This is a genomic window from Paenibacillus sp. FSL R10-2748 (genome assembly GCF_038005565.1).
In the GTDB taxonomy this organism is placed as follows: domain Bacteria; phylum Bacillota; class Bacilli; order Paenibacillales; family Paenibacillaceae; genus Paenibacillus; species Paenibacillus polymyxa_B.
In genome coordinates, this window is the sequence record NZ_JBBOTK010000006.1 from 48,500 (window position 1) to 69,265 (window position 20,766).

General features: G+C 45.9%; 16 protein-coding genes and 1 tRNA gene. 5 read left to right on the forward strand and 12 right to left on the reverse strand.

What is annotated here, in order from left to right; all coding sequences use genetic code 11:
* Nucleotides 1-39 precede the first annotated feature (39 nt).
* Nucleotides 40-948: a hypothetical protein gene (locus NSS66_RS18360; RefSeq protein WP_023989974.1), complete on the reverse strand. Its 909-nt coding sequence runs from the start codon at nt 946-948 to the stop codon at nt 40-42.
* Between the two features lie 257 nt (nt 949-1,205).
* Here NSS66_RS18360 and NSS66_RS18365 point away from each other — a divergent pair.
* The 3 genes from NSS66_RS18365 to NSS66_RS18375 all read left to right on the forward strand — a co-directional run bounded on the left by NSS66_RS18365 (nt 1,206) and on the right by NSS66_RS18375 (nt 3,447).
* Nucleotides 1,206-1,279 (forward strand) — tRNA-Arg (locus NSS66_RS18365).
* A 310-nt stretch (nt 1,280-1,589) separates the two neighbouring features.
* Entirely contained in the window at nt 1,590-2,666 is a 1,077-nt protein-coding gene (locus tag NSS66_RS18370) for a hypothetical protein (RefSeq protein WP_340959519.1), read from the forward strand.
* 16 nt (nt 2,667-2,682) lie between these two features.
* Nucleotides 2,683-3,447: an exodeoxyribonuclease III gene (locus tag NSS66_RS18375; RefSeq protein ID WP_075154650.1), complete on the forward strand. Its 765-nt coding sequence runs from the start codon at nt 2,683-2,685 to the stop codon at nt 3,445-3,447.
* An 84-nt stretch (nt 3,448-3,531) separates the two neighbouring features.
* Here NSS66_RS18375 and NSS66_RS18380 read toward each other — a convergent pair whose 3' ends face one another.
* The 5 genes from NSS66_RS18380 to NSS66_RS18400 all read right to left on the reverse strand — a co-directional run bounded on the left by NSS66_RS18380 (nt 3,532) and on the right by NSS66_RS18400 (nt 11,264).
* On the reverse strand, nt 3,532-6,765 hold the full coding sequence (locus NSS66_RS18380) for a cellobiose phosphorylase (protein WP_340959520.1): 3,234 nt from the start codon (nt 6,763-6,765) through the stop codon (nt 3,532-3,534).
* Nucleotides 6,766-6,783: 18 nt separating this feature from the next.
* Nucleotides 6,784-8,130 carry a GH1 family beta-glucosidase gene (locus NSS66_RS18385; RefSeq protein WP_028541565.1) on the reverse strand — a complete coding sequence of 449 codons (1,347 nt, stop codon included), beginning with the start codon at nt 8,128-8,130 and terminating at the stop codon, nt 6,784-6,786.
* A 23-nt stretch (nt 8,131-8,153) separates the two neighbouring features.
* Complete coding sequence (locus tag NSS66_RS18390; RefSeq protein WP_028541564.1) at nt 8,154-8,972, reverse strand: carbohydrate ABC transporter permease; 819 nt, start codon at nt 8,970-8,972, stop codon at nt 8,154-8,156.
* Nucleotides 8,972-9,865, reverse strand: a complete 894-nt coding sequence (locus tag NSS66_RS18395) for a carbohydrate ABC transporter permease (RefSeq protein WP_028541563.1) — start codon at nt 9,863-9,865, stop codon at nt 8,972-8,974. The genes NSS66_RS18390 and NSS66_RS18395 overlap by 1 nt, the downstream gene beginning before the upstream one ends.
* A 70-nt stretch (nt 9,866-9,935) precedes the next feature.
* Complete coding sequence (locus tag NSS66_RS18400) at nt 9,936-11,264, reverse strand: ABC transporter substrate-binding protein (RefSeq protein ID WP_075154653.1); 1,329 nt, start codon at nt 11,262-11,264, stop codon at nt 9,936-9,938.
* Between the two features lie 284 nt (nt 11,265-11,548).
* Between NSS66_RS18400 and NSS66_RS18405 the strand changes: the two genes are divergently transcribed.
* Nucleotides 11,549-12,589, forward strand: coding sequence for a LacI family DNA-binding transcriptional regulator (locus NSS66_RS18405; protein WP_023989982.1), 1,041 nt, complete (start codon nt 11,549-11,551; stop codon nt 12,587-12,589).
* A gap of 85 nt (nt 12,590-12,674) precedes the next feature.
* Here the strand turns inward: NSS66_RS18405 and glpK are convergent, their stop codons facing one another.
* Together glpK and NSS66_RS18415 are read right to left on the reverse strand one after the other, a co-directional pair.
* Complete coding sequence (gene glpK / locus NSS66_RS18410; protein WP_053325979.1) at nt 12,675-14,168, reverse strand: glycerol kinase GlpK; 1,494 nt, start codon at nt 14,166-14,168, stop codon at nt 12,675-12,677.
* 32 nt (nt 14,169-14,200) lie between these two features.
* Complete coding sequence (locus NSS66_RS18415; protein WP_028541560.1) at nt 14,201-15,025, reverse strand: MIP/aquaporin family protein; 825 nt, start codon at nt 15,023-15,025, stop codon at nt 14,201-14,203.
* Between the two features lie 316 nt (nt 15,026-15,341).
* Here NSS66_RS18415 and NSS66_RS18420 point away from each other — a divergent pair, with 316 nt between their 5' ends.
* Entirely contained in the window at nt 15,342-16,820 is a 1,479-nt protein-coding gene (locus tag NSS66_RS18420; RefSeq protein WP_068941698.1) for a PTS transporter subunit EIIC, read from the forward strand.
* A gap of 141 nt (nt 16,821-16,961) precedes the next feature.
* Here NSS66_RS18420 and NSS66_RS18425 read toward each other — a convergent pair whose 3' ends face one another.
* The 4 genes from NSS66_RS18425 to NSS66_RS18440 form a co-directional block, all read right to left on the reverse strand.
* Nucleotides 16,962-18,086, reverse strand: coding sequence for an acyltransferase (locus NSS66_RS18425; RefSeq protein ID WP_340959521.1), 1,125 nt, complete (start codon nt 18,084-18,086; stop codon nt 16,962-16,964).
* Nucleotides 18,087-18,165: 79 nt separating this feature from the next.
* A complete protein-coding gene (locus tag NSS66_RS18430) occupies nt 18,166-18,786 on the reverse strand; it encodes a malonate decarboxylase holo-ACP synthase (protein WP_068941702.1) in 621 nt (206 codons plus the stop codon).
* Nucleotides 18,780-20,453, reverse strand: coding sequence for a biotin-independent malonate decarboxylase subunit beta (mdcD, locus tag NSS66_RS18435; RefSeq protein ID WP_068941704.1), 1,674 nt, complete (start codon nt 20,451-20,453; stop codon nt 18,780-18,782). The genes NSS66_RS18430 and mdcD overlap by 7 nt, the downstream gene beginning before the upstream one ends.
* Nucleotides 20,443-20,742: a malonate decarboxylase subunit delta gene (locus tag NSS66_RS18440; protein WP_023989989.1), complete on the reverse strand. Its 300-nt coding sequence runs from the start codon at nt 20,740-20,742 to the stop codon at nt 20,443-20,445. Before NSS66_RS18440 ends, mdcD begins: the two co-directional genes overlap by 11 nt.
* Between the last annotated feature and the right edge of the window lie 24 nt (nt 20,743-20,766).

The following is a 20,766-nucleotide window of genomic DNA, read 5'->3' on the forward strand; positions in this document are numbered from 1 at the left end:
CAGCCCTTTGAATGCTTCACAGGTAAACGTTTCCGGTCATTAAGGAGTGTTCATTCCCGCCGCTACAAATAGTCGCATCGACCGATACGCCTGCTCAAAACGGAAGCGCAACGCATCTGTAATGCCATATATAGCACGGGTTTCTTCCTCATTATTATTTCCGTTCAAACTTTCCGAAACTGTCTGATGGAGTGCTGCAGCCCAAATATCTGGCATTCCGTCCTCTTCCACCAACATTGATCTATAATCTTTCGTACCGTATACCGCCATCACAAACTGTGACCACAGCTCCTGTGCAAAATAGAATAGTGTAGGCTCGTGCACCTCAGTCTGATCAGCCACCCGTTCCAAAATACGCATAATCGACTCTGGAAAATCACCTGGCTGTAACGGAACCGTTTCAATGTCGATTTCCGCTTGTTCATCACCCCGTCTGATTTCTATCGTCCCTTCCGTTCCGCGTCGTCGCATTGTTTGTAGAACACGGAATTGAAGTAAAGGATGGATTTCCCGTTCCGTAATCCAGCGAAGCAAGGCATCGTCGATTTCTGGGAGTTCCAGATAGGACAACTGCTCCAATGCTAAAATCGTCTGTTCGGATAAAGGTTCATCCATAGCCATCCGCAACAGCTTGTTGCCGTAGCCTGCATCCTGCTCCTGCTTAAAGCGTGCATGACGGCGAGCTAACTCTACTTCACTGACTTCTTCTTCCACAGCGTCCGTTACCGCCCCGCTGTCAGCGTACTGTGGAAATGCAGCTTCCAGCCATTGTAATAGAGCGTTCCATTCATCGTATTGCTTCTGCTCCTGTCCCTGACACTGCATTAAAAAACGCAGCATCGCCATCGCCTCTCCGTAACGTTCGTTTTCAAGCATCACAGTAAGTTGAATTTGATAATAGTCCAGTGTCTTCGGAAACAATACAATATTATTTTCTTTTGTCGTCACCTTGGAGTCCTTTATTCAAGGCACCCCCTCTCCTTCGCAAGCTCAAGTATTTGTAGATTATATGAGAAACAGTAGCCGAAGTCCAACCACTCGTCTTACACATATTCACCTGTATTCTAACATACCCTTTTATAAGGCAAAAAAAACTACGTCTACTCAGAATTTATGCTGTATAAAGCTTAAATAAGCGATATATGCAAAATAAGACTTGAATTTCTTTTATCCATATGATATATTAATATTCGCTTGAATTTTATGTCCCAGTAGCTCAGCTGGATAGAGCAACGGCCTTCTAAGCCGTCGGTCGGGGGTTCGAATCCCTCCTGGGACGTCATAACAAGAAGCTTCCATAATGGAGGCTTTTTTTGTTCTCATGAGATAAACCACGGGGGAACGTCGGGCCATCGGCATCGTTAGCCTATACTTCGCAGTCGACCATAGGAGAGTTCTCTCCTGATATATTACACCAAAAAAAGCTTCCGCAAGGGAGCTTTTTTTGGTGTAAATAATGTAGAAAGAATAGTCTGCCCAACGTTACTTTAGGCGCTGGTTTCAAGTCTCTACTCTTTCAAAAAAACGCAGAAATTGCTATCATCTATCATGATGCACCATTTTTAAGTAAAGGAGGTAGACTGACTCCCTTGACTACGAATAAACTGCAAAAGTCGCGGGAAATTCATCGTTTTCTTGCCACTTTGCTTTCTATATTAGGTACTGGATTGGGTATGTTTTATCTCGCCATTCCTTCCTATATGATTGGAGGAGCGGCTCTTATCATCACACAGGGAATTCTGATCTATTTTACAATGTTTTCACTCGGATACCTGCTTATTATCTCGGGACCGTTGGCCATTCTTTTTCACATTTTAGGCATTGTTTTTACAGTACGATCTTTTCAAATTCCACACCATGCGGAGAGAGCACCGACAGGTGTATCCTTGCCATCCAAATGGCGCGCTTTACTCAGTCTCGCTTTGGGAGCTACACTTCTACTTCTTGCAGTCACAATGAAATACGTAGATATTATCGAGCCTTTTACACAAACAGGTGAAAATAAACGCAACGTAGCCGCAGAATCAGAGCAATATCTGGAGCAATACGGAGAGGACTTTCAAATTCAAAATATTAGCTATCATAGTATTCCCTTCACTGAATATACCATGGAGGCGATCTCTAATCGTCATCCTTCCGTCCTCTTTAACATGACCAAGCGTCCTTATGATGATGTCCCATTTAGAGAAAATTATCTTAACGCCCTTTGGGAGAGTCAACTGGACATGAAGCTCAAACCCGTTATACAAAAGCTATACGATGATTCAGCCGCTGTTCATTCTGGAGTGCAAGAAGGGAACACGGATAAAATGATCAAAGAATACGACGATTTTAAACTGAATCCCAAAGCGTTCGGCGATCAGTATATTCGTATAATTGTATTCGAGGATCTAACTGACTCAGGATTGCCATTGGAAAAAGAACGAGTATTACAAACCGCGAAAGTTCTCAAGACAGTGTTGGCCGGAAATAAAGCCTCATTAGATATCGAATACTTCCCTTCGACTATGAATACCAAACGAAACCTTAAGGCAATAGAAATAAACGATTATATGTTTGGTCAGGACCATTTTGATGAAAAGACCTATGAAGTCCAGATAGAAGACATTTATAAACTTATGTCAACAAAGGATATACAAATCACATCGCTTGACCGCGTGAATTAGCAAGGAGATTAATCAAATGAAATTAATATCTTGGAATGTAAATGGCTTAAGAGCCTGTGTGACCAAAGGGTTTTATACTTATCTAAAAGAAACAAATGCCGATATTTTTTGCGTACAGGAAACGAAGCTTCAAGAAGGTCAAATCCTCATGGAGAACATGGAGGAATACACACAATACTGGAATTATGCTGAGAAAAAAGGATATTCCGGCACGGCTATTTTCACCAAAATCAAGCCGCTCTCTGTGCATTATGGACTTGAAGAAAATGAAGAACCGGAGGGCCGAACCATTACTTTGGAATTCGAAAAATTTTATCTCGTCAATGTGTACACACCAAATACCAAACGGGACTTATCCCGACTGCCCTACAGACTGGAATGGGAAGACCGTTTTCGCAGCTACCTGCAACAACTGGATGCTTTGAAGCCTGTCATCGTTTGTGGAGACTTGAACGTAGCTCATCAGGAGATCGACCTCAAAAATGCCAAAGCTAACTACGGAAATGCGGGATTTACGCCTGAGGAACGGGAACGCATGTCACAGCTGCTAGACGCCGGATTTATAGATACCTTTAGATACTTTTATCCTGACCGGACGGATGTTTATTCCTGGTGGTCCTACATGCCAAAGGTGAGAGAAAGGAATATCGGCTGGCGGATTGATTACTTCCTCGTCTCGGAGAGACTTCGTCCGCTATTGATGGATGCGAGCATTGATTGTCATATTACAGGCAGTGACCACTGTCCTGTGATATTGGAATTGCAAGATATTTCAGCATAGGCCCCTGCCTGGCACAAGGATTTATGAAGTCTTAAAAAGCCGTCATGCTCTGTTATTGCAGCATGACGGCTTTAATTCATGGAGCTATGTCCCCAAATATACCTCGATACGGGAAATCAACCGCTCTCTCACATCTTGCGCCTCTTTTTGATCTAATACAGCCTGGCTTATCGTCTTCTTTTCGCCACTGGCGTAATGCAGTACATACTGGGTCACTATGCATTCCGGTGCATAAGTATCCTTGCGATCCTTATTTAAATAAGTCACCTGGCAGCTTCCGAGAAAACAGAAAGATAGCTCACCTGTAGCTGTGAACAGCCAGCCTGGCAGCTTGGGCTCCAGTCTCAAGGATAGGCCCCTATGATCATAGCCAAACGGTTGCCCGCCGGTCATCATCCATATCCACATATGAATAAATTCTGCCGTAGATCCGCTCAGCCTCGCAATATATCCCGTTCCATGCAAACTTGCATCAGGATTAGCCATACTAGCAATAAAGGAGCTGTTCTCCAGCGTGCTTCTTCCGTAGACCTCTGGGTCCATAAAAGGCGGTAACGCTTTTTTAATGTCTGAAAAAAATTCAGTGTATAGACCCGCCCTTAAGCATTCAAGTAAATATTTATATTCCATATGCATAAATATAGATTCATTTTCCAGCCAACCCGGTGTAAAAGCTCTGGAACGACCGAGTTCGAACGGCTGCCCCGCCAGACTTTCATTCACCTTATACATGCCCAGCTTCCTGTCGTAAAGTCCACTCTGCCTGATTTGCCGATACAGCTTCTGCCCATTTACAATGTCACCAACCACTTTCATAGCCCGGGTCGGTCCCTCCAGAAAATATGGTGTATCCTTACGTTCGAAGGAATGTATGTTTACGAGCTTGCCCCCGCAGTCATCCTCCTGTACCTCGAATTCTCTGGCTTCATAATAAAAGAAGGTTGGGTATATCCCCTCACCGATAAGCAGAGCCTTATCCATCCCCTGTTGGAGCTTACGTTCAGCCTGGCGCAAAAACACCAGCACATCATCAAACGCTAGCGGTGTTTCTACCCCTTCAAATCCAAAACGAACTGTTTCTCGATACGCTTCTCTAGCATCGGAAATTCGTGACCAGAAGCTGTAATCCTTGCTTTCATTCCTGTAATCAGCCTCATCAGAAGCGTGGTAGTATTCCTCCATTGTGAGCCTCAGCTGTTGGATTAACTTAGCAACTTCTCGCGGCAACCGTAGCACAGAATCGCCCAAAAGCTTCACCTGTGCATGTATTAAAAATCTTACGAGTCGCTGTAATTCACACAGTTCACTGAATCCAGAAGCAAACAGCCCCGGAAGTCCGTTCATGGAATCATTCCATCCCGGCTTGCCCGCCTCCATCTCAATTCCCAAGCCCTCCGGGTCCAGCGTGGACAGCTTGATGGCTGCCAATGACAGCAGCTTTTCATATAAATTGGACTTATAAATCTCTCCGCTTCCATGTTCGGTTCGAACCCAATGAACATCGCGATCCCGGGCGTGCAGCTGAGCTTCTTTCTCCTTGCTCTCTACGACCGCCCCGTACTGACGGATACGTCCGTCCTTCATCTGCACGTATTTGTTTCGACGTGGCTGTACCCATGCCGGACTGTCGTAATACATGTACTCTCGGGTCGCGAGCAAGAGTTCCTCTTGTTTGTCCGGATAAATACTTAGATAACTTTCGATGAGATCCATGTTATAAGTCCAATGGTCGATCCAAAAACCTTCACCAAAATCAGCCTCATAGCATTGTTCGGAATGCTTGAGAGCTTCGGTTACAAACGTCTCAACCGTTTGCTTTAGCGCGATGTTGTCATGAATGATATGTTGAATCAGCTCACCCGGGGTGAACGACGATTGGAAAAAAGCACGCAAAGACGAATGATCTGCCACCTCCACCTGTCCTAGCAACGGTTCCAGCTCTCGTATTTGAAAGCTACACCCCTTTACAACAAGCGGATTATAGCCGTCTGGCTGAATCAGGCTCATAAACAAACGGATATTGAAATCTCCTATGCTGGGGTTAAACCACACATCATTTCTCCGGTTCTGGTTCGCATCTCGAAAATTACCATTTCCTTGAGAATAATATCCCGCCTGGAGCTTAAAGAAATTATAGTCCCGTTCCAGATCCCCATGCTTGCGCGAAAATACATGATATACAAATGGTTGCTCGGTGCCGTTGTCCAGCAGCAATGGATAACCACCGCGTAACAGGTTATCCAGATAGTTCTGACGGCAGTATTCGTCAAATAACGGAATGGATGTCCGCGTTGCCATTTCATCCGTCAACTCTTCGATCAACGCTTTGGCTTCCTCCGCCTTCCGCTCAATATAAGACATGGTTGCAATTTCCGTAATCCGTTCATTGATAGAGTGAATATCATTCACATGCCCGATGATCGTACAGTGATTGACGGCAGTACCTGCCGCTAGTCGTGCTGTGTAGCCGCTAAACCCACAAGGCACTTTATTCGTCGTCACAGGCTGCTGTGAAACCAAGTCTTCGACGCGTGAATGGATAAAGCGATCCGGGAAGGTCAGTGCCGTATTTTCACCAAAGATTACGGACGGATCGACAATTGGACTCAATAGCCTGGTCTTGCCCTCCTCCTCCACAAAGCTGTACATAAAATGTCCCGCTTCAATTTGATGAATCTCACTTGTATCCGCTGTACTTCCACGTACCTTATAGTAAGGAATGCTATTGTTGAGATTATACACATCCATCCAGCTTTTCAGTGTATGTCCAAGCTCCTTGTATGCCGCATTATCAATACCGAAGGGCAGCACGGCAGGCATGCCGTCCAGCACCTCCAGTTCAAGCTCTTGAGCGGAATGATTGACAATCTCCACCTTGCGCACCAAAGCAGCGTAACTTTCATGAGGAAGCGTGAAATATTGCACACGTACCTCAAGCCCTGTGTCTGGATTAGAGCTGTGTATTTCCAGCATGTGGCGGGATATCAGCATTTTTTGCTGTTCACGCTTCATAGGATGCACAGCCGAAAATGGCTCCACATAGTTCCACTCCCCCTGCATCTTCACCTTTAAAAACGTTCGAAAGCCATGTATCGGCACGAGACTATAGCTGCGGTTGGCCGGGAAAAACTCCATGATTGCTCCATTCTTATCCTCCACACCAAAGCTCGCAATTCCTTGTCCACGATTAACATAATATGCCCACAGAGGAATCCCATGAACCCCAGCAATACCGGGTAGAAAACTGGAAAAGGGCTTGACCTGCGCATAATTCTCAATCACAAAACGTCCTTGATCGTCAAAATAATACTGCTGCATCGTATCCCCCTTTTCTATTTAAAACCCGTTATTCGCCATCACTTGTTTGAACCACAGCGCACTTTGTTTGGGAGTCCGTTCCTGTGTGTCGTAATTGATGTGTATAATACCGAAACGTTTGCTGTATCCCCAGGCCCATTCAAAGTTATCGAGGAACGACCAGACAAAATAGCCCTTAAGCTGACCTCCCTCCCCAATAAAGCGATGGCATGCCTTTAAATGTTCCTCAATGTAATGCTGACGCTCAATGTCCTCAATCTTTCCATTCACCAGTTCGTCCTTCATCGCTGCTCCGTTTTCCGTAATCAGGATAGGTAATCCCTTGGTAAAATCCTTCTCAATCCGCGTTAGCAGCTTATAAAAGGATTCAGGGTGAATCTCCCATCCCATATCCGTTACCGGTTCCTCTATGGAAATCTGCTCGACCTGAAGCAACGAAGCGTCTGTAGTCGCTTGAATGATACTGCGGGCGTAGTAGTTGATGCCCAAAAAATCCCCTGGCTGCTGAATCAGCTCCATATCACCAGGCTGTACAAAATCCAATCCGTTCAAGTGCCCCCCGTACCATTCCACCATATCCTCAGGGTATTTCCCGTTAAACAATGGCTCGGCAAACCAACGATTAATAAAACCATCCCGCCGGACAGCAGCGGCTACATCTTCGGGGTGTTCAGAGGCTGCATCGACATGCTCCATGTTCAGCGTAATACCGATGTTGCCCGTCAGGCCCTTTTCCTTGTGTAAGTTCATGGCTATCCCGTGACACATCAGAATATGATGAGCGGCAGTAAAGGCTTCCCTCCAGTTCTCGTGGCCGGGGGCATGCTCGCCTGTACCATAGCCCAAAATAGAGGCGCAGTAGGGCTCATTTATCGTATTCCACCAGCTTATACGCTGTCCAAATCGATCCATGATTACAGAGGCATACGTTTTAAAATGTTGGGTAATCTCTCGCTGCGTCCAACCGCCCTCGTCCTCAATCCACTGCGGTAGATCCCAATGATACAGCGTCAGCATTGGAATTAGCCCGGCCGACTCAATCTCATCCAGCAGACGCTCATAGAAGAGTAGCCCCTGTTCGTTAACCACACCGGGTGCGGGAATAATGCGCGGCCAGGCCACGGAAAAACGGTAATGTAAAAAGCCAAGTTGCTTCATTAATTGCACGTCTTCCTTAAAGCGGTGAAAATGGTCACAAGCCACATCTCCGCAGTCCCCTCCTATCACCTTCCCGGGTGCTCGACAGAAAGTATCCCAAATAGAAGGCGTTCTCCCTTCCTCATCCGCGCCACCTTCAATTTGATAAGAAGAGGTCGAAGTTCCCCACATAAACGTGGTGGGGAATGTATAGGTATTCTCACTCATACTCGGTATCATCCTTTCAGGTATCAAGACTTCACAGCTCCGGCCATTGCACCGCCGACAATAAAGCGCTGGAGGAAAATATACAAAATCACGAGCGGTAGTGTAACAATCAGAATGCCGCAAGCGAGCAGCGGCCAGTTGTTCATGTATTGTCCGTAGAAGGAGAACAATCCCTTGGTCACTGGCTGATAAGCAGGATCAGACAAATAAATAGTAGGACCTATAATGTCATTCCACGCCCCAATAGCTGTCAAAATAATGCCTGTCGCCAACACTGGCTTCATCAGCGGGACAAGAATCGTAAACAAATATCGTGAATATCCGCACCCGTCCATTGCAGCCGCTTCATCCAGCTCTCGGGAGACAGACTTGATATACCCTACAAACATCAGGAAGGCGATGCCGGTACCTGTTGTTTTCAGTAAGATAAAACCAAGCTGTGTATTGTAAAGTCCCAGACTATTAATAAGAGCAAATTGCGGAATCAGAGGATTCGGGAGATACATAGATATCAGGAAAAACACATAAAAGAAGGTACTGAACTTAACGTATCCCCGTGCCAACGGAAAAGCTGCGAACACGGATATAATCAGTGTTAATAACGTAGATACGCCTGTATACAAAATGCTATTCCACATGTATTGAGAGAAGTTCCCTTTCTCCCAAGCATCCATGAAATTTTCCAAATGTAGACTCTTGGCTAGAGCTACAGGATTCATCAAATACTCACTTTGAGTCTTCATGGATACATTAAAAAGGTAAAAAAGAGGGAACACATATAACGAAAGCATGAGCAGTACGATGATGTAGCTCAGTATTTTGGTCCCTTTGGTACTGCTCATTACATTTCCACCTCTCTTCTACGTAAGTAATACAAGGCAATCATCGATACTGTAAATACGAACACGAACTGGATCATAGCAACTGCGGAAGCAAGACCGTAATCTGACGTTCCAGTACCAAAGGCTGTTGCATATACATCAAACGCCAGGGTTGTTGTGTTGAATTTACCACCTGTCAGCACATAAATAATGTCAAAGGTCTGCAAGGCGCCGATAATGGACAGCAGCATATTGACGGTAAAGGACGGTGCAATCATCGGAAAGGTAATATTTTTGAACGCTTTCCATCCAGAGGCACCGTCCATATACCCTGCTTCATATAAGTCACTGGGGATAGATTGGAGTCCGGCTAAGAAAATAGTCATCGAGTAACCCATATACATCCAAATTTGCACAAAAATAATCAACTCAAATGCAATATTGTAATCCCCGAAGAAGTTAGAGCTCGTTCCAAAAAAGTTCATCAAGGCTTGCGCAGGACCCCCAAGCGGATTGGCAAGCAGCTGCCAGATCAGGCCGGATACCGTTACCCCGAGTACAACAGGGAGGAAAAATACAGAGCGATATAACATATCCCCTTTAAGCTTTTTATTAATCAGGACGGCCATGAACAGCCCTACCGCATTTTGAATTACAACCACCGCTACGGCAAAATACAAGGAACGTCCTATAGAAGCGAGACGATCTCCAGAATCGGAGGAGGTGAAGAAAGTTGTGTAATTCTCGAATCCGATAAAACTCCATGTCTGTCCCGGAACCCCGGTAGCATCTGTAAAGGAAAAAAGCACCGTTACCATAGAGGGTCCAAAACCAAGAAGCAAATAGAGCAGAACCGGTATACCCAGCAAAAGATAGGGCATTATCCGGGCCGCACCCTTTCCGAAGGGATACATGTGCCTCACACCTTTTTACATTATTTAAGGTCTTGCAGTTGCCCAATTGTTTTCCTGTAAAATCTATGCATTATTTAGGAGCAGCCGCATCCCAGTCAGCCTGAGATTTCTGAGCAAGTTCCAAAGGCGTCTTTATCGGACCAGCAGGAGCCAAGAATTCTGCATGTGCACTGGCATCCTTAACGTATTGCCCAGCATTCTTACGGTTGATAAACAACTGATCCCAAGAGAGCTTGAAGTTTTCAAGTGACGGCTGAATTTCAGCAACAAAATCACTTTTTATCTTCACATCAGGCTGTGTTGGCAAAAATCCAGCAACGTTCACGAAATCGGTATAGTTCTGCTTCTCAGAAAGCATTTCAAGCCATTTAATCGCATATTCCTTATTCGGTGATTTTTCCAGAACCATCCATGTCATATCGTATTTTCCTGCTAGATTTTTATTTTTGGCAGGATCATTACTACCTGGAATCGGGAAATATCCAAATTTCATCTCTGGATTGGCTGTCTGAATCGTAGTTGCATCCCATGTACCATCCGCAATCATGGCCACACGACCTGAAGCAAACAAGCTTGGCAAGGTTCCATAGTCAATCCCCATAAATCCACTAATGGCGTTGTTCATCAAAATTTGTGATTTTTCCAAAACCTCGAGCTGGACGGGGTCTGTCAGCTTCGTCTTACCTGTCCACAACCCTTTGATATATTCCAGCTGATCATCATGGATAGAGGCTTGAAGCCCTTGGACAGCAAGGTTAATAGGCCATACATCCTTACCGCCAAAACCAAGCGGTTCTACGCCATTATCCTTGAGCACCTTCATCACATTCACCAGTTCGTCCCATGTCGTTGGCACAGTAAGATTATATTTTTCAAAAATCTCTTTGTTGTAAAACAGACCTGTCAGGGCCACCTTTCCCATGTTTACACCGTATACTTTGTCGTTGTAGGTCATGGCATTTTTGACATCTGTAGGATTATAGTTTTTGATAAAAGCTTGATCCGACAGATCTGCAATGAGTCCTCCCTCAATCCACTGCTTCCACATCGGATCAGCTGCTCCCTTAGACCATTCCTGCGGTGCGCCTACGAAGCTGAATTTCAAAGGAATAATGTCTGCATCACCGGTTGAACCAGCATTCATACGCGTTTGCATCAGTTGATCATAAGTTGAATCAGCAGGAACCGTCGTATACTCCACCTGAACATCGGGATACTTCTCTTCAAACTTTTTATTAAATCCCTTTATATAGTTATTAATATTTTCTTGCTGCCAATGAATAATCTTTAACGTGACCTTTTTATTCCCGTTCTGTCCAGCTTCACCACCTTTGCCGCAAGCAGCCAATACCACTATTAAAGCGGTTACAACAAGTAAAGAAAAACACTTTTTCAGCATTGCAAAATTCCCCCTGTACTCTTAGAATAAATGCATTCACTTTTACGAAAGCGGTTTAGTTAATTACAGCTACTATTATGTATCGGATAGCCTGTATTTGTAAATAGAGAATTGTAAATTATCAAATAAAACATAAATCACCGTTATTACTCCTTGAAATATTAGGCAATATCCTTTATTCACACTGTTGACTCACTTCTATGAGGTAGCATAGAATACGAGTAATCATTAAGTTTGAAAAGCAAAGTCAATTTAACTAAATCAGTTTAGTTACGGAGGATTCCATGAATATAAAAACAATAGCTAGCATGGCAGGCGTTTCAGTGGCAACGGTTTCGAAAATCATTAACAATTACACGGACATCAGTGAGGAAACCCGGCAGCGGGTACTTAAAATCATGGAGGAAACAGGCTATAGACCCTCCTCCTCGGCTAAAACGCTTGCTACCAAAAAATCTAATCTGGTAGGCGTTATATTTGCCGGCAAGCTGAATGTTGATTTTAGTCATCCTTTTTTTGTAGATATCATTAATGTCTTCAAAAAACAGATTGGCTTGCTCGGTTACGATCTGCTGTTTTTTTCAAATGAGAAATTTCTGGATAATGGAGAGGACTATTTGGCTCGCTCGAAATATTTTTCAGTGGACGGGTGCATTATTATTGCTGGAGATGAGGTGGAGAAGAGTGTTTTTGATCTCGACGCCAGCCCTATCCCCTGCATCGGTGTCGATATTGAGCTAACCGGAGCTAGTTCCTGCTATATCATGTCCGACAATCAGAAGATTTCAATGAAGGTTGTTGAGCACTTTTACATGAATGGATACCGCGAAATGGGTTTTATAGGCATTGAACGCCCCTCCTTGGTTATTAAAGAGAGAGAGGAGGCTTTTATTGCTTCACTAAAACGGTTTAGTCTTGATGTCAGACCTGAATGGATCGTGTATGGTAAGGACTACGCGGCAGAAGATGGATACCAGATCGCGAAGGCGTGGATACAGCAAGGAAATTTACCAAAAGCTATTTTTGCGGCTACCGACTTACTTGCTTTTGGTGCCATACGTGCTTTCAAGGAAAGCGGCTTGAGGGTACCCGAGGATATTGCTGTAGTGGGATGTGATGATATAGAAGCCTGTCGTTATACCGAACCTCCACTGACGACGGTAAAACAAGACAAGCAAAAAATAGGCCGTCTAGCCGCTATGGTGCTGTTTGACCTGATGAATAAACAAATGGACACGAAATGTATTAAAGTAGAGCCGGAACTAGTCATTCGTAGCTCCTGCGGAGCCCGGCAACATTGGAACCATACGAAGGTCAAGAGTTAGCATATGCCTTAAAAAAGATGACTTCTGATAAATTCAGAAGTCATCTTTTTGCAGTTTAATATTCAGAGACCCAACGCTTAATCTATTACTTGTAGGCCATCGTCGCATTCACAGCCTTTTTCCAGCCTTCATACAAGCTTTCACGTGTTGATTCATCCATATCCGGGGCAAAAGAGGTTTCCACCCTCACCCGCTTGCGAAGTTCATCCGTGCTCTTCCAATATCCAATAGCCAAACCTGCCAGACATGCAGCCCCCAGTGCCGTCGTCTCATGGATAACTGGCCGCTCCACTGTTGCATCCAAAATATCGCTCTGGAATTGCATCAGAAAATTGTTCAATACAGCTCCTCCATCCACCCGCAGCGTCTTCACTGCAATACCTGAATCAATCACCATGGCTGTAAGCACATCCTTGGTCTGATAAGCAAGTGACTCCAATGTGGCGCGAATAAAATGCTCCTTCGTGGTCCCGCGTGTCAAACCGAACATCGCTCCGCGCACCTCGCTATCCCAGTAGGGGCTGCCCAGTCCGACAAAAGCGGGTACAAGATACACTCCTTCTGTAGACGAAACACGGGCGGCATAAGGCTCACTGTCCTTCGCTTCACGGAACATACGCAGCCCGTCTCGCAGCCACTGGATCGCCGACCCCGCTACAAACACACTCCCCTCGAGTGCATATTGTACTTTGCCTTCCTCCAGTCCCCAAGCGATGGTCGTAATCAGGCCGTGCTTGGATTCAACAGGCTGATTCCCCGTATTCATCAGCATGAAGCAGCCTGTGCCGTAAGTATTTTTGATCATCCCTTTTTCGTAACATGCCTGACCAAACAAAGCTGCCTGCTGGTCACCTGCTGCACCGGCGATTGGTACATTCTGACCAAAGAAATGATAATCCACGGTGTGCGCATATACCTCGGAAGAAGGTCTTACCTCAGGTAGCATGATTTTCGGAACACCCAGAATGTCCAGCAGCTCTTCGTCCCACTTTAGTTCATAAATGTTGTACATCAGCGTCCTAGCTGCATTGGAGTAGTCTGTTACATGTGCCGTTCCGCCGGATAATTTCCAGATCAGCCACGAGTCAATCGTACCGAATAACAGGTCACCTCGTTCTGCCTTTTCCCGAGCGCCCTCCACATGGTCCAGTATCCACTTTACTTTAGTGCCTGAAAAATACGGGTCGATCAACAGCCCTGTTTTGCTGTGAAACAGCTCCTCGTGCCCTTGCCGCTTCAATTCTTCACAGATGTCCGAGGTTTGGCGTGATTGCCATACGAGTACGTTATACACAGGCACTCCTGTATTTTTGTCCCACACAGCCACCGATTCTCGCTGATTGGTAATGCCGATGGCAGCCACTTGATTTGCTTTTACACCGGATTCGGAAAGACAGGAGGCAATGACTCCGAGAATAGAGCTCCAGATTTCATTCGCATTCTGCTCTACCCAGCCGGGATGAGGAAAATATTGCGGAAATTCTCGCTGAGCCGAGTACACTACATCTCCTTCGCTATTGAACAAAATCGCTCTTGAGCTTGTCGTTCCCTGATCTAGTGACAGAATATATTTTCCCATTGTTCATCTCTCCCCTTGTAAATCCATCGTTTTTACGCTGTAAGTTTGTGATCCGTTTTATGATTTTTATAAGTACGACTCATACGGAAGGTAATCAAAAGTACAATCACGATGATCCCTAGTAAAATCCAGAAAGCCGGAGTCACACTCCCCTTAAAAACAGCCTGATAAAATAGCCCTGCGAAAGATCCACCCAACAGCGGCCCTACAATGGGTACCCAGGCATATTTCCAATTGGATGCTCCCTTACCGGGAATCGGTAGTAAATAATGCATCAGACGCGGCCCAAAATCTCTCGCTGGATTGATGGCATAGCCCGTTGTGCCTCCAAAGGATAAACCGATACTGACAACCAAAAAACCCACAATCAGCGGTTTCAAGCCCCCTGTAAATGAATTGGCACCAAATGACTGCAGAGCAAGAACAAAGATGAAAGTACCTATCATTTCACTAAGCACGTTGGCAAACGGATGATCAATAGCCGGTCCTGTCGCAAATACACTGAGTTTGGTTGCTGTGTCCTCCGTCTCTTTCCAGTGAGGCCAATAATGCAAAACGACGATTATCGCACCCGCCATGGCCCCGAGAAGCTGAGCCACAATATAGCCGGGAACGTCCTGCCATGGAAAAATGCCCTGAAATGCCAACGCCAGTGTCACTGCCGGATTCAAATGCGCTCCGCTGATTTCACCCACTGCATACACCCCAATAGCAACCGCGAGCCCCCATCCCATTCCAATCACAATCCAGCCGGAAGCGTGAGCAAATGACTTTTTCAGAGACACCCCTGCGCACACTCCGCCACCTAGGGCAATAAGAATCATTGTCCCTATGAATTCGGCTGCGTATGGCGACATACAACCTACCTCCTCAATAGATCATCCGATTTCGATCGCTTTCATCGCGCAAAAAAAGAAAAGCCATCACAAACCAACCCTGTGCTGTACCATGGGTGTCTGCGTGGCTCTCTTGTCTCCGTCACGATTATTAACTTAAATTTGATACTATATAAGCATGTAAGCGATGTCAACTACGGATTTACGTCTTTTCATAGCTTAAAATAATCGTTGACCATGTTAGTTTCTCCGATTTATGATGTAAAAAAATGGTTTAATGTAAGGGTTTCAGGATGAATACGACACTCCCAAACTCGATGAAGAAGGGAAGAATGTTATGCTGAAATTTCTGCAAAAAATCGGCAAGTCGTTAATGCTTCCAGTAGCCACTCTACCCGCCGCAGGGATTTTACAAGGATTAGCACTGATTAATTATGAAACGGATATACCACTTGGTCCCGGAGTTGGCGGATTTCTGAATCATTATGTCACTCCTTTTCTGAACGAGGGGGCGGGGGCCATCTTCGGTAACCTTGCGCTCATTTTCTCCATCGGTGTTGCCATTGGTCTGGCAGGCGACGCAGTAGCCGCATTATCGGCAGTCATTGCCTATATGGTGCTGACCCGTATTTTGGCGGCAGTGCCGGGTATATTTGCATATATTCCAGACGACGTCAAGCTGGACATGGGCGTATTGGGTGGTATTTTTATCGGTGGATGGTCTGCTTTTCTGTTTAAAAAATATCACAATATTCAGCTCCCAGATTGGCTTGGCTTCTTCTCGGGCAAACGTTTTGTCCCCATGATCACCGCCTTTACGACCATGATTCTGGCCATTCTGCTCGGTATGATCTGGAGTCCGATACAAGATGGGATTGCAGTCTTCGGCAACTGGATTGTCGGCTTTGGCGGAATCGGATCAATGATATTCATGATTGCCAATCGGCTGCTGATCCCGCTCGGTTTGCATCATGTGTTGAACTCGATCGCATGGTTTCAAATTGGTGACTACACCAATGCTGCCGGTGAGGTCGTTCATGGTGACCTGACGCGTTTTTTCGCAGGCGATACATCGGCGGGTATATTCATGTCCGGCTTCTTCCCCATTATGATGTTCGCTCTCCCAGCAGCAGCCCTCGCATTCATCCATACGGCCAAACCGGAAAAACGTAAAGCCGTCGCTTCCATTTTCATCGGTTCTGCACTGGCATCGTTCCTGACCGGAATTACCGAGCCCCTCGAATTTTCGTTTATGTTCATTGCACCATTGCTTTACGGCGTTCATGCTCTGCTGACAGGCCTGAGCGGCCTGGTCGTATACCTATTGGATGTCAAACTCGGCTTTTCTTTTTCAGCAGGACTCATTGACTATCTGGTCAATATGAAACTCTCCACCCACCCATTGCGAATGATCCCGGTTGGGCTTGTCTTTGCCCTCATCTATTACTTTCTGTTCCGATTTATCATTCTCAAATTCAACCTAAAAACTCCTGGGCGTGAAGATGATGTAGAAGACAGTCTCCTGTCTGAGGTTAACGAAACTATACCCGATGGAAAGGCAAGCACCACATCCGATACTCAGTCCAGTCAGGCAGGCAGAATACTAACCTATCTCGGCGGTTCAGACAATATCCAAAGCATTGATGCCTGCATCACACGGTTGCGTCTTGTCGTCAAAGACGACAAAGCGGTTAATGATCAAGCTCTCAAGCAGCTCGGAGCGTCGGGAATCATCAGGCTTGGTAACGGTACCCTGCAGGTTATTTTCGGGACTCGGTCCGAAATTCTGAAAGATGAAATACAGCGATTGATGTAAGTAAGTTCAGGTTCACAAAAAGGGTATCTCTTCAATCATCGAGATACCCTTTGGGGTTGCCGTCAATACGCCAATAACTTAGATACGCCTAAATTATGATGTCATATATGCGTTGTTATCTGCATTATTTCTTTTAGGCATTTATCTTAGATCGGTGCTTTGCGCTCTTTTTTGTTTCAACAATAACCATTCACGACATACCTTTATCTGCGCAAAGGCATAGACGATGCCGAAGGAGCATGCTACAGTCGTCAGATAAACCAAAAGCAGTGCCACAAATAAAGGAAGCTGACTTACCAAATCACCGACCAAGCGCAGCACGATGACCAAAATAAATACGTTCGCTGTAAAGGCCCGGTACGCATAAGTAGATAACCATTTGTAATAGGGAAGTGAACGGGAATTTACGCTGATTAAATGTCTTGCCAGCATGTAAATCAGGAAAATCACTACCAAGCTGTACAAGGTCATGGACGGCTTCAGATAAATCAGATTTCCGAAGGACATATCCTCAAATCCAAAACCGAAAAATTCGTGATTTGTCCAAATGAGAATAAGAAGCATTACCGGAATGAGTATGAACTGAATCCGGCGAAGCACTCCGTCGAACTGTTTCTTATATACCCAAGCGATTCCACCTAGTAAAGCATAAATAAAATAACTAACGAAAAAGCGGTCAAGGTAACGCAGACTAATCGCATATGCTCCTTGGAATACGAAGGTATCGTACATCCATAGCCACGCTCCGAAGATCACGAAGCTCACAATAAGCAGCGGAATGACCCGCTTAGGCTTAGCCAAGTATTTGTAGCAGATGAAAATAAGGACTGGCATCAGCAATTGAAATTGCAACATCATCACCGTGTACCAAAACTGTGATGATGCATTACCGAGCACAAATGACTCGATGAGCGTCCGGAATGATGCAACGTGCTGATTAACCTGAATTTCCGGGAAGAAAATTAAGCCAGCCGCTGCCCACAGTAAATAAGGGATCACGAGCTCCCCGAATTTTTCCTTGTAAAAATGGGATACCTTCGTATGCTGATTATTTTTCACCATCCCATATACAATGGCAAAAATAAAGACTGGCGCAGTATACTTTACTATATTGAAAATGACGCCTAATAAGGCTAGGTTATCGTTAGTGTGTGCATACTTCAGAAACATCCCCAGAACGCTTTGCAAGATCGCTCCGCTGACGGCAAACACCTTTAAGATGTCGCTCTCATTAATATTAATATTCCGCTCTTCAGTGTTTTCCATAATACGCACTTCCCCTTTGACAGCTTGCCTGAAGCCAAATGGTCGTGCATTCCTCCCTTTTGCCGTTGATTATAGCTCCTTATTGCCAAGGATTACGAACGAGCTTGGGACCCGAAGAAGTTCGCAGCACCACAGTGCTGGCCCGTCTCTCAAGAATTTCGCGCAGGACGTAGGCACCGTCTCTTGTCTCCAATTGAATGTCAATTCGAACACCCAGATGCTCCAACTTGTGCACAAGTCTTTCAACTACTGCATAATCAATAACCTCTGAACCATCTATAACAAGGTCAAGATCACTCGTTTCCTTCACAGTCGGGTATTGCGTTACTATTTCGAATCCTGCGCTCCCCGCTGGCCCCCAGCGCCAATCCGCCATCATTTCTGCTAACAAGTCCATCAACTGAAGAACAGGCTGCTGCCGTCTCTCTGTAGGCAAGGAGTTCCACATCTGACGTTTCACTATCGCATAGGGAGACACGAGCTGGGACACCCCCTTCGGGTCCAGGAATGCAGCTTCCCGTTGATTTCGCTCCTGTCCACGTACTCCGACGGGAATACAACCATCCGCCGACGGATCGGCTCGGCGAACGACCACAAAGGGGGTCCGCCTCAGCGAGGCGGTTACCCACTCCTTGTCTTCATATAAGGAGAGATATTTCAAATTGGACACTTCAATCAGATCATGTGGATGGATTACCATTGCTCCAAAAGCGCATCTCGAACGCCACGGGTTGCAGTCCGCCCGCCCGCCATAGCTTCCTTGGTCTGCAATCGGAAGCTAAGGTCGCGGGGCGCTCCTTTTGTACTCTCGATTGCCTCGGAAACGGTCTTTTCCACGATGGCTACATCACTACTCTGTGGATCGTCTGCATGGATACCGCTCAGCATCTGATATAATGCCCCCAGAGTACTGTAGCTACGAACATCGTAGGCCATAGCTGGAACTTTCTTGGTAGCTTCTTCAAGCTCGGCAATCGTCCGCTTGGTAATCCGAGCAGCAGAAGCCTTGGACATGGCCTGAATATTGACCTTGCTGTCATCCAGTGCGATCAAACGATTCGATTGCAGCCCATGCGCGAGGAAGCCCCCGGAAATCGCGTTACCGACAATCACACCGATAACTGGATGGCCTTCTAATCTAGCGGTTGCGTAAGCATCTGCACTTGCAGCCAGGGCAAGACTGATACCGACCATTTCTTCCTTATAGCCATAGGCTTGACTGGGTACATCAATGATGGCAATGATCGGACGTTTGGTTTCTTTTTTCTCATCTTGACGGATTGCGTCCCTGATGATTTGAGCCACCGTCCAGCCTTCAAGCATACCAACCTCACCGTTTCTGACACGCGGGAATCGGTTGGAGGCATTCGGAACAATGGCGATATATCTGCACAGTTGTCCGTTCTTATCCACGTCTGCCGCAAGCACTGAAGGAACATCGCTGATTGGGTGAGCAATGCCCGTCAAGCGGGAGAACCAGCGATAACCTCTACTATCCGACATGTCGGCCGCACCCTCTTTTGCCAGCGGGACAGGCTGCTGCACAGGCTGTATCTGCGTGTAAAATTCGCGATAGCGCTCAGGTGTCCAAGCTTCTGTAGGATCAAGAGTGTTTAACAGGGTCAGATAGAAATCGATTTGCTCTGTTTTAGCAGGCTTCGCCGGTGCCTTGAGCGCAGTATCAATCGCTTCGACAACTGCATCCGTCGTATCTTCCACCATTTCGTCAATCAATCCGGTTTGGAAGCGCTGGTTAGCTCCGATTGTGTTCCAAATCAAGGCTTTGTCGCTTGCATCGAACTCCATGACCCCTGCTTCCTGCTCAATGACCTCCGGCCCGTTCAGACCGAGGCGCGCTTTCTTCGTAGCAATCAGAGTGGTAAACAATTCTGCAGTAATGGACATTCCCCCAAATGCCCCTACGCGGCCCGGGATCAGTCCGATAACAGGAACGTATTTACGCAGGGCAACGATCTGGGTAGCAATCTCCGAAATCGACAACAATCCATAGTTCGCTTCCTGTAGCCGAACACCCCCTGTATCGAAGATCATGACGGGATATAGTTTGTTCCCTCTCTTATTCTCTTCCAGTGCCAGTTCGAGCGCTCCGGAAATTTTGGCCCCGCTGACTTCTCCAATCCCCCCTCCTTGAAAAGCGCCTTCCATCGAAATGATCAAGACCTTCTGTTTGTGTATTTCGCCAAGAGCCAGAATAATCCCGTCGTCGCTCTGAGGAACAATGCCTTGCGGCTCTAGGTGGGGGGATTGGATTTTGTCTAACGGCCCAAGTATCTCACGGAAAGTCCCTTCGTCCAGCAGCGCTTTAGCTCTCTCGCGTCCATTCAGCTCCACAAAACTATTCTGCATAATCCAGCACCTCCAGCACTTGCGTAAATCTAAGCATTACTACACCCGGAGTAGCTCCGAAGTCATGAACTGTAATATTGGCAGTAATCGGATAACGGTTAAAAAAACGGGTCAGAACATTCTCCCATACTTGTTCAAATCCTTCACTGCCTGTTAAAATGCTGACGTTGGTGGTCTGGCCTTTTACAGGCTCTACAATAATCTCCAAATCTCCCGAACCGACAACACCGATATGTGCCGGCTTACAGATGGGCTTCGTAGTCTGGTATTGAAACTGTAATTTTTCCATCCTTCAGAAACACCTCCAATTAAA

Bases quoted from the DNA above. Each gene is read 5' to 3' on its own strand.
- NSS66_RS18375 (WP_075154650.1), top strand. From the start codon at position 2,683: ATGAAATTAATATCTTGGAATGTAAATGGCTTAAGAGCCTGTGTGACC.
- NSS66_RS18380 (WP_340959520.1), bottom strand. From the start codon at position 6,765: ATGCAGCAGTATTATTTTGACGATCAAGGACGTTTTGTGATTGAGAAT.
- NSS66_RS18385 (WP_028541565.1), bottom strand. From the start codon at position 8,130: ATGAGTGAGAATACCTATACATTCCCCACCACGTTTATGTGGGGAACT.
- NSS66_RS18390 (WP_028541564.1), bottom strand. From the start codon at position 8,972: ATGAGCAGTACCAAAGGGACCAAAATACTGAGCTACATCATCGTACTG.
- NSS66_RS18395 (WP_028541563.1), bottom strand. From the start codon at position 9,865: ATGTATCCCTTCGGAAAGGGTGCGGCCCGGATAATGCCCTATCTTTTG.
- NSS66_RS18400 (WP_075154653.1), bottom strand. From the start codon at position 11,264: ATGCTGAAAAAGTGTTTTTCTTTACTTGTTGTAACCGCTTTAATAGTG.
- NSS66_RS18405 (WP_023989982.1), top strand. From the start codon at position 11,549: ATGAATATAAAAACAATAGCTAGCATGGCAGGCGTTTCAGTGGCAACG.
- glpK (WP_053325979.1), bottom strand. From the start codon at position 14,168: ATGGGAAAATATATTCTGTCACTAGATCAGGGAACGACAAGCTCAAGA.
- NSS66_RS18415 (WP_028541560.1), bottom strand. From the start codon at position 15,025: ATGTCGCCATACGCAGCCGAATTCATAGGGACAATGATTCTTATTGCC.
- NSS66_RS18420 (WP_068941698.1), top strand. From the start codon at position 15,342: ATGCTGAAATTTCTGCAAAAAATCGGCAAGTCGTTAATGCTTCCAGTA.
- NSS66_RS18425 (WP_340959521.1), bottom strand. From the start codon at position 18,086: ATGGAAAACACTGAAGAGCGGAATATTAATATTAATGAGAGCGACATC.
- NSS66_RS18430 (WP_068941702.1), bottom strand. From the start codon at position 18,786: ATGGTAATCCATCCACATGATCTGATTGAAGTGTCCAATTTGAAATAT.
- mdcD (WP_068941704.1), bottom strand. From the start codon at position 20,453: ATGCAGAATAGTTTTGTGGAGCTGAATGGACGCGAGAGAGCTAAAGCG.
- NSS66_RS18440 (WP_023989989.1), bottom strand. From the start codon at position 20,742: ATGGAAAAATTACAGTTTCAATACCAGACTACGAAGCCCATCTGTAAG.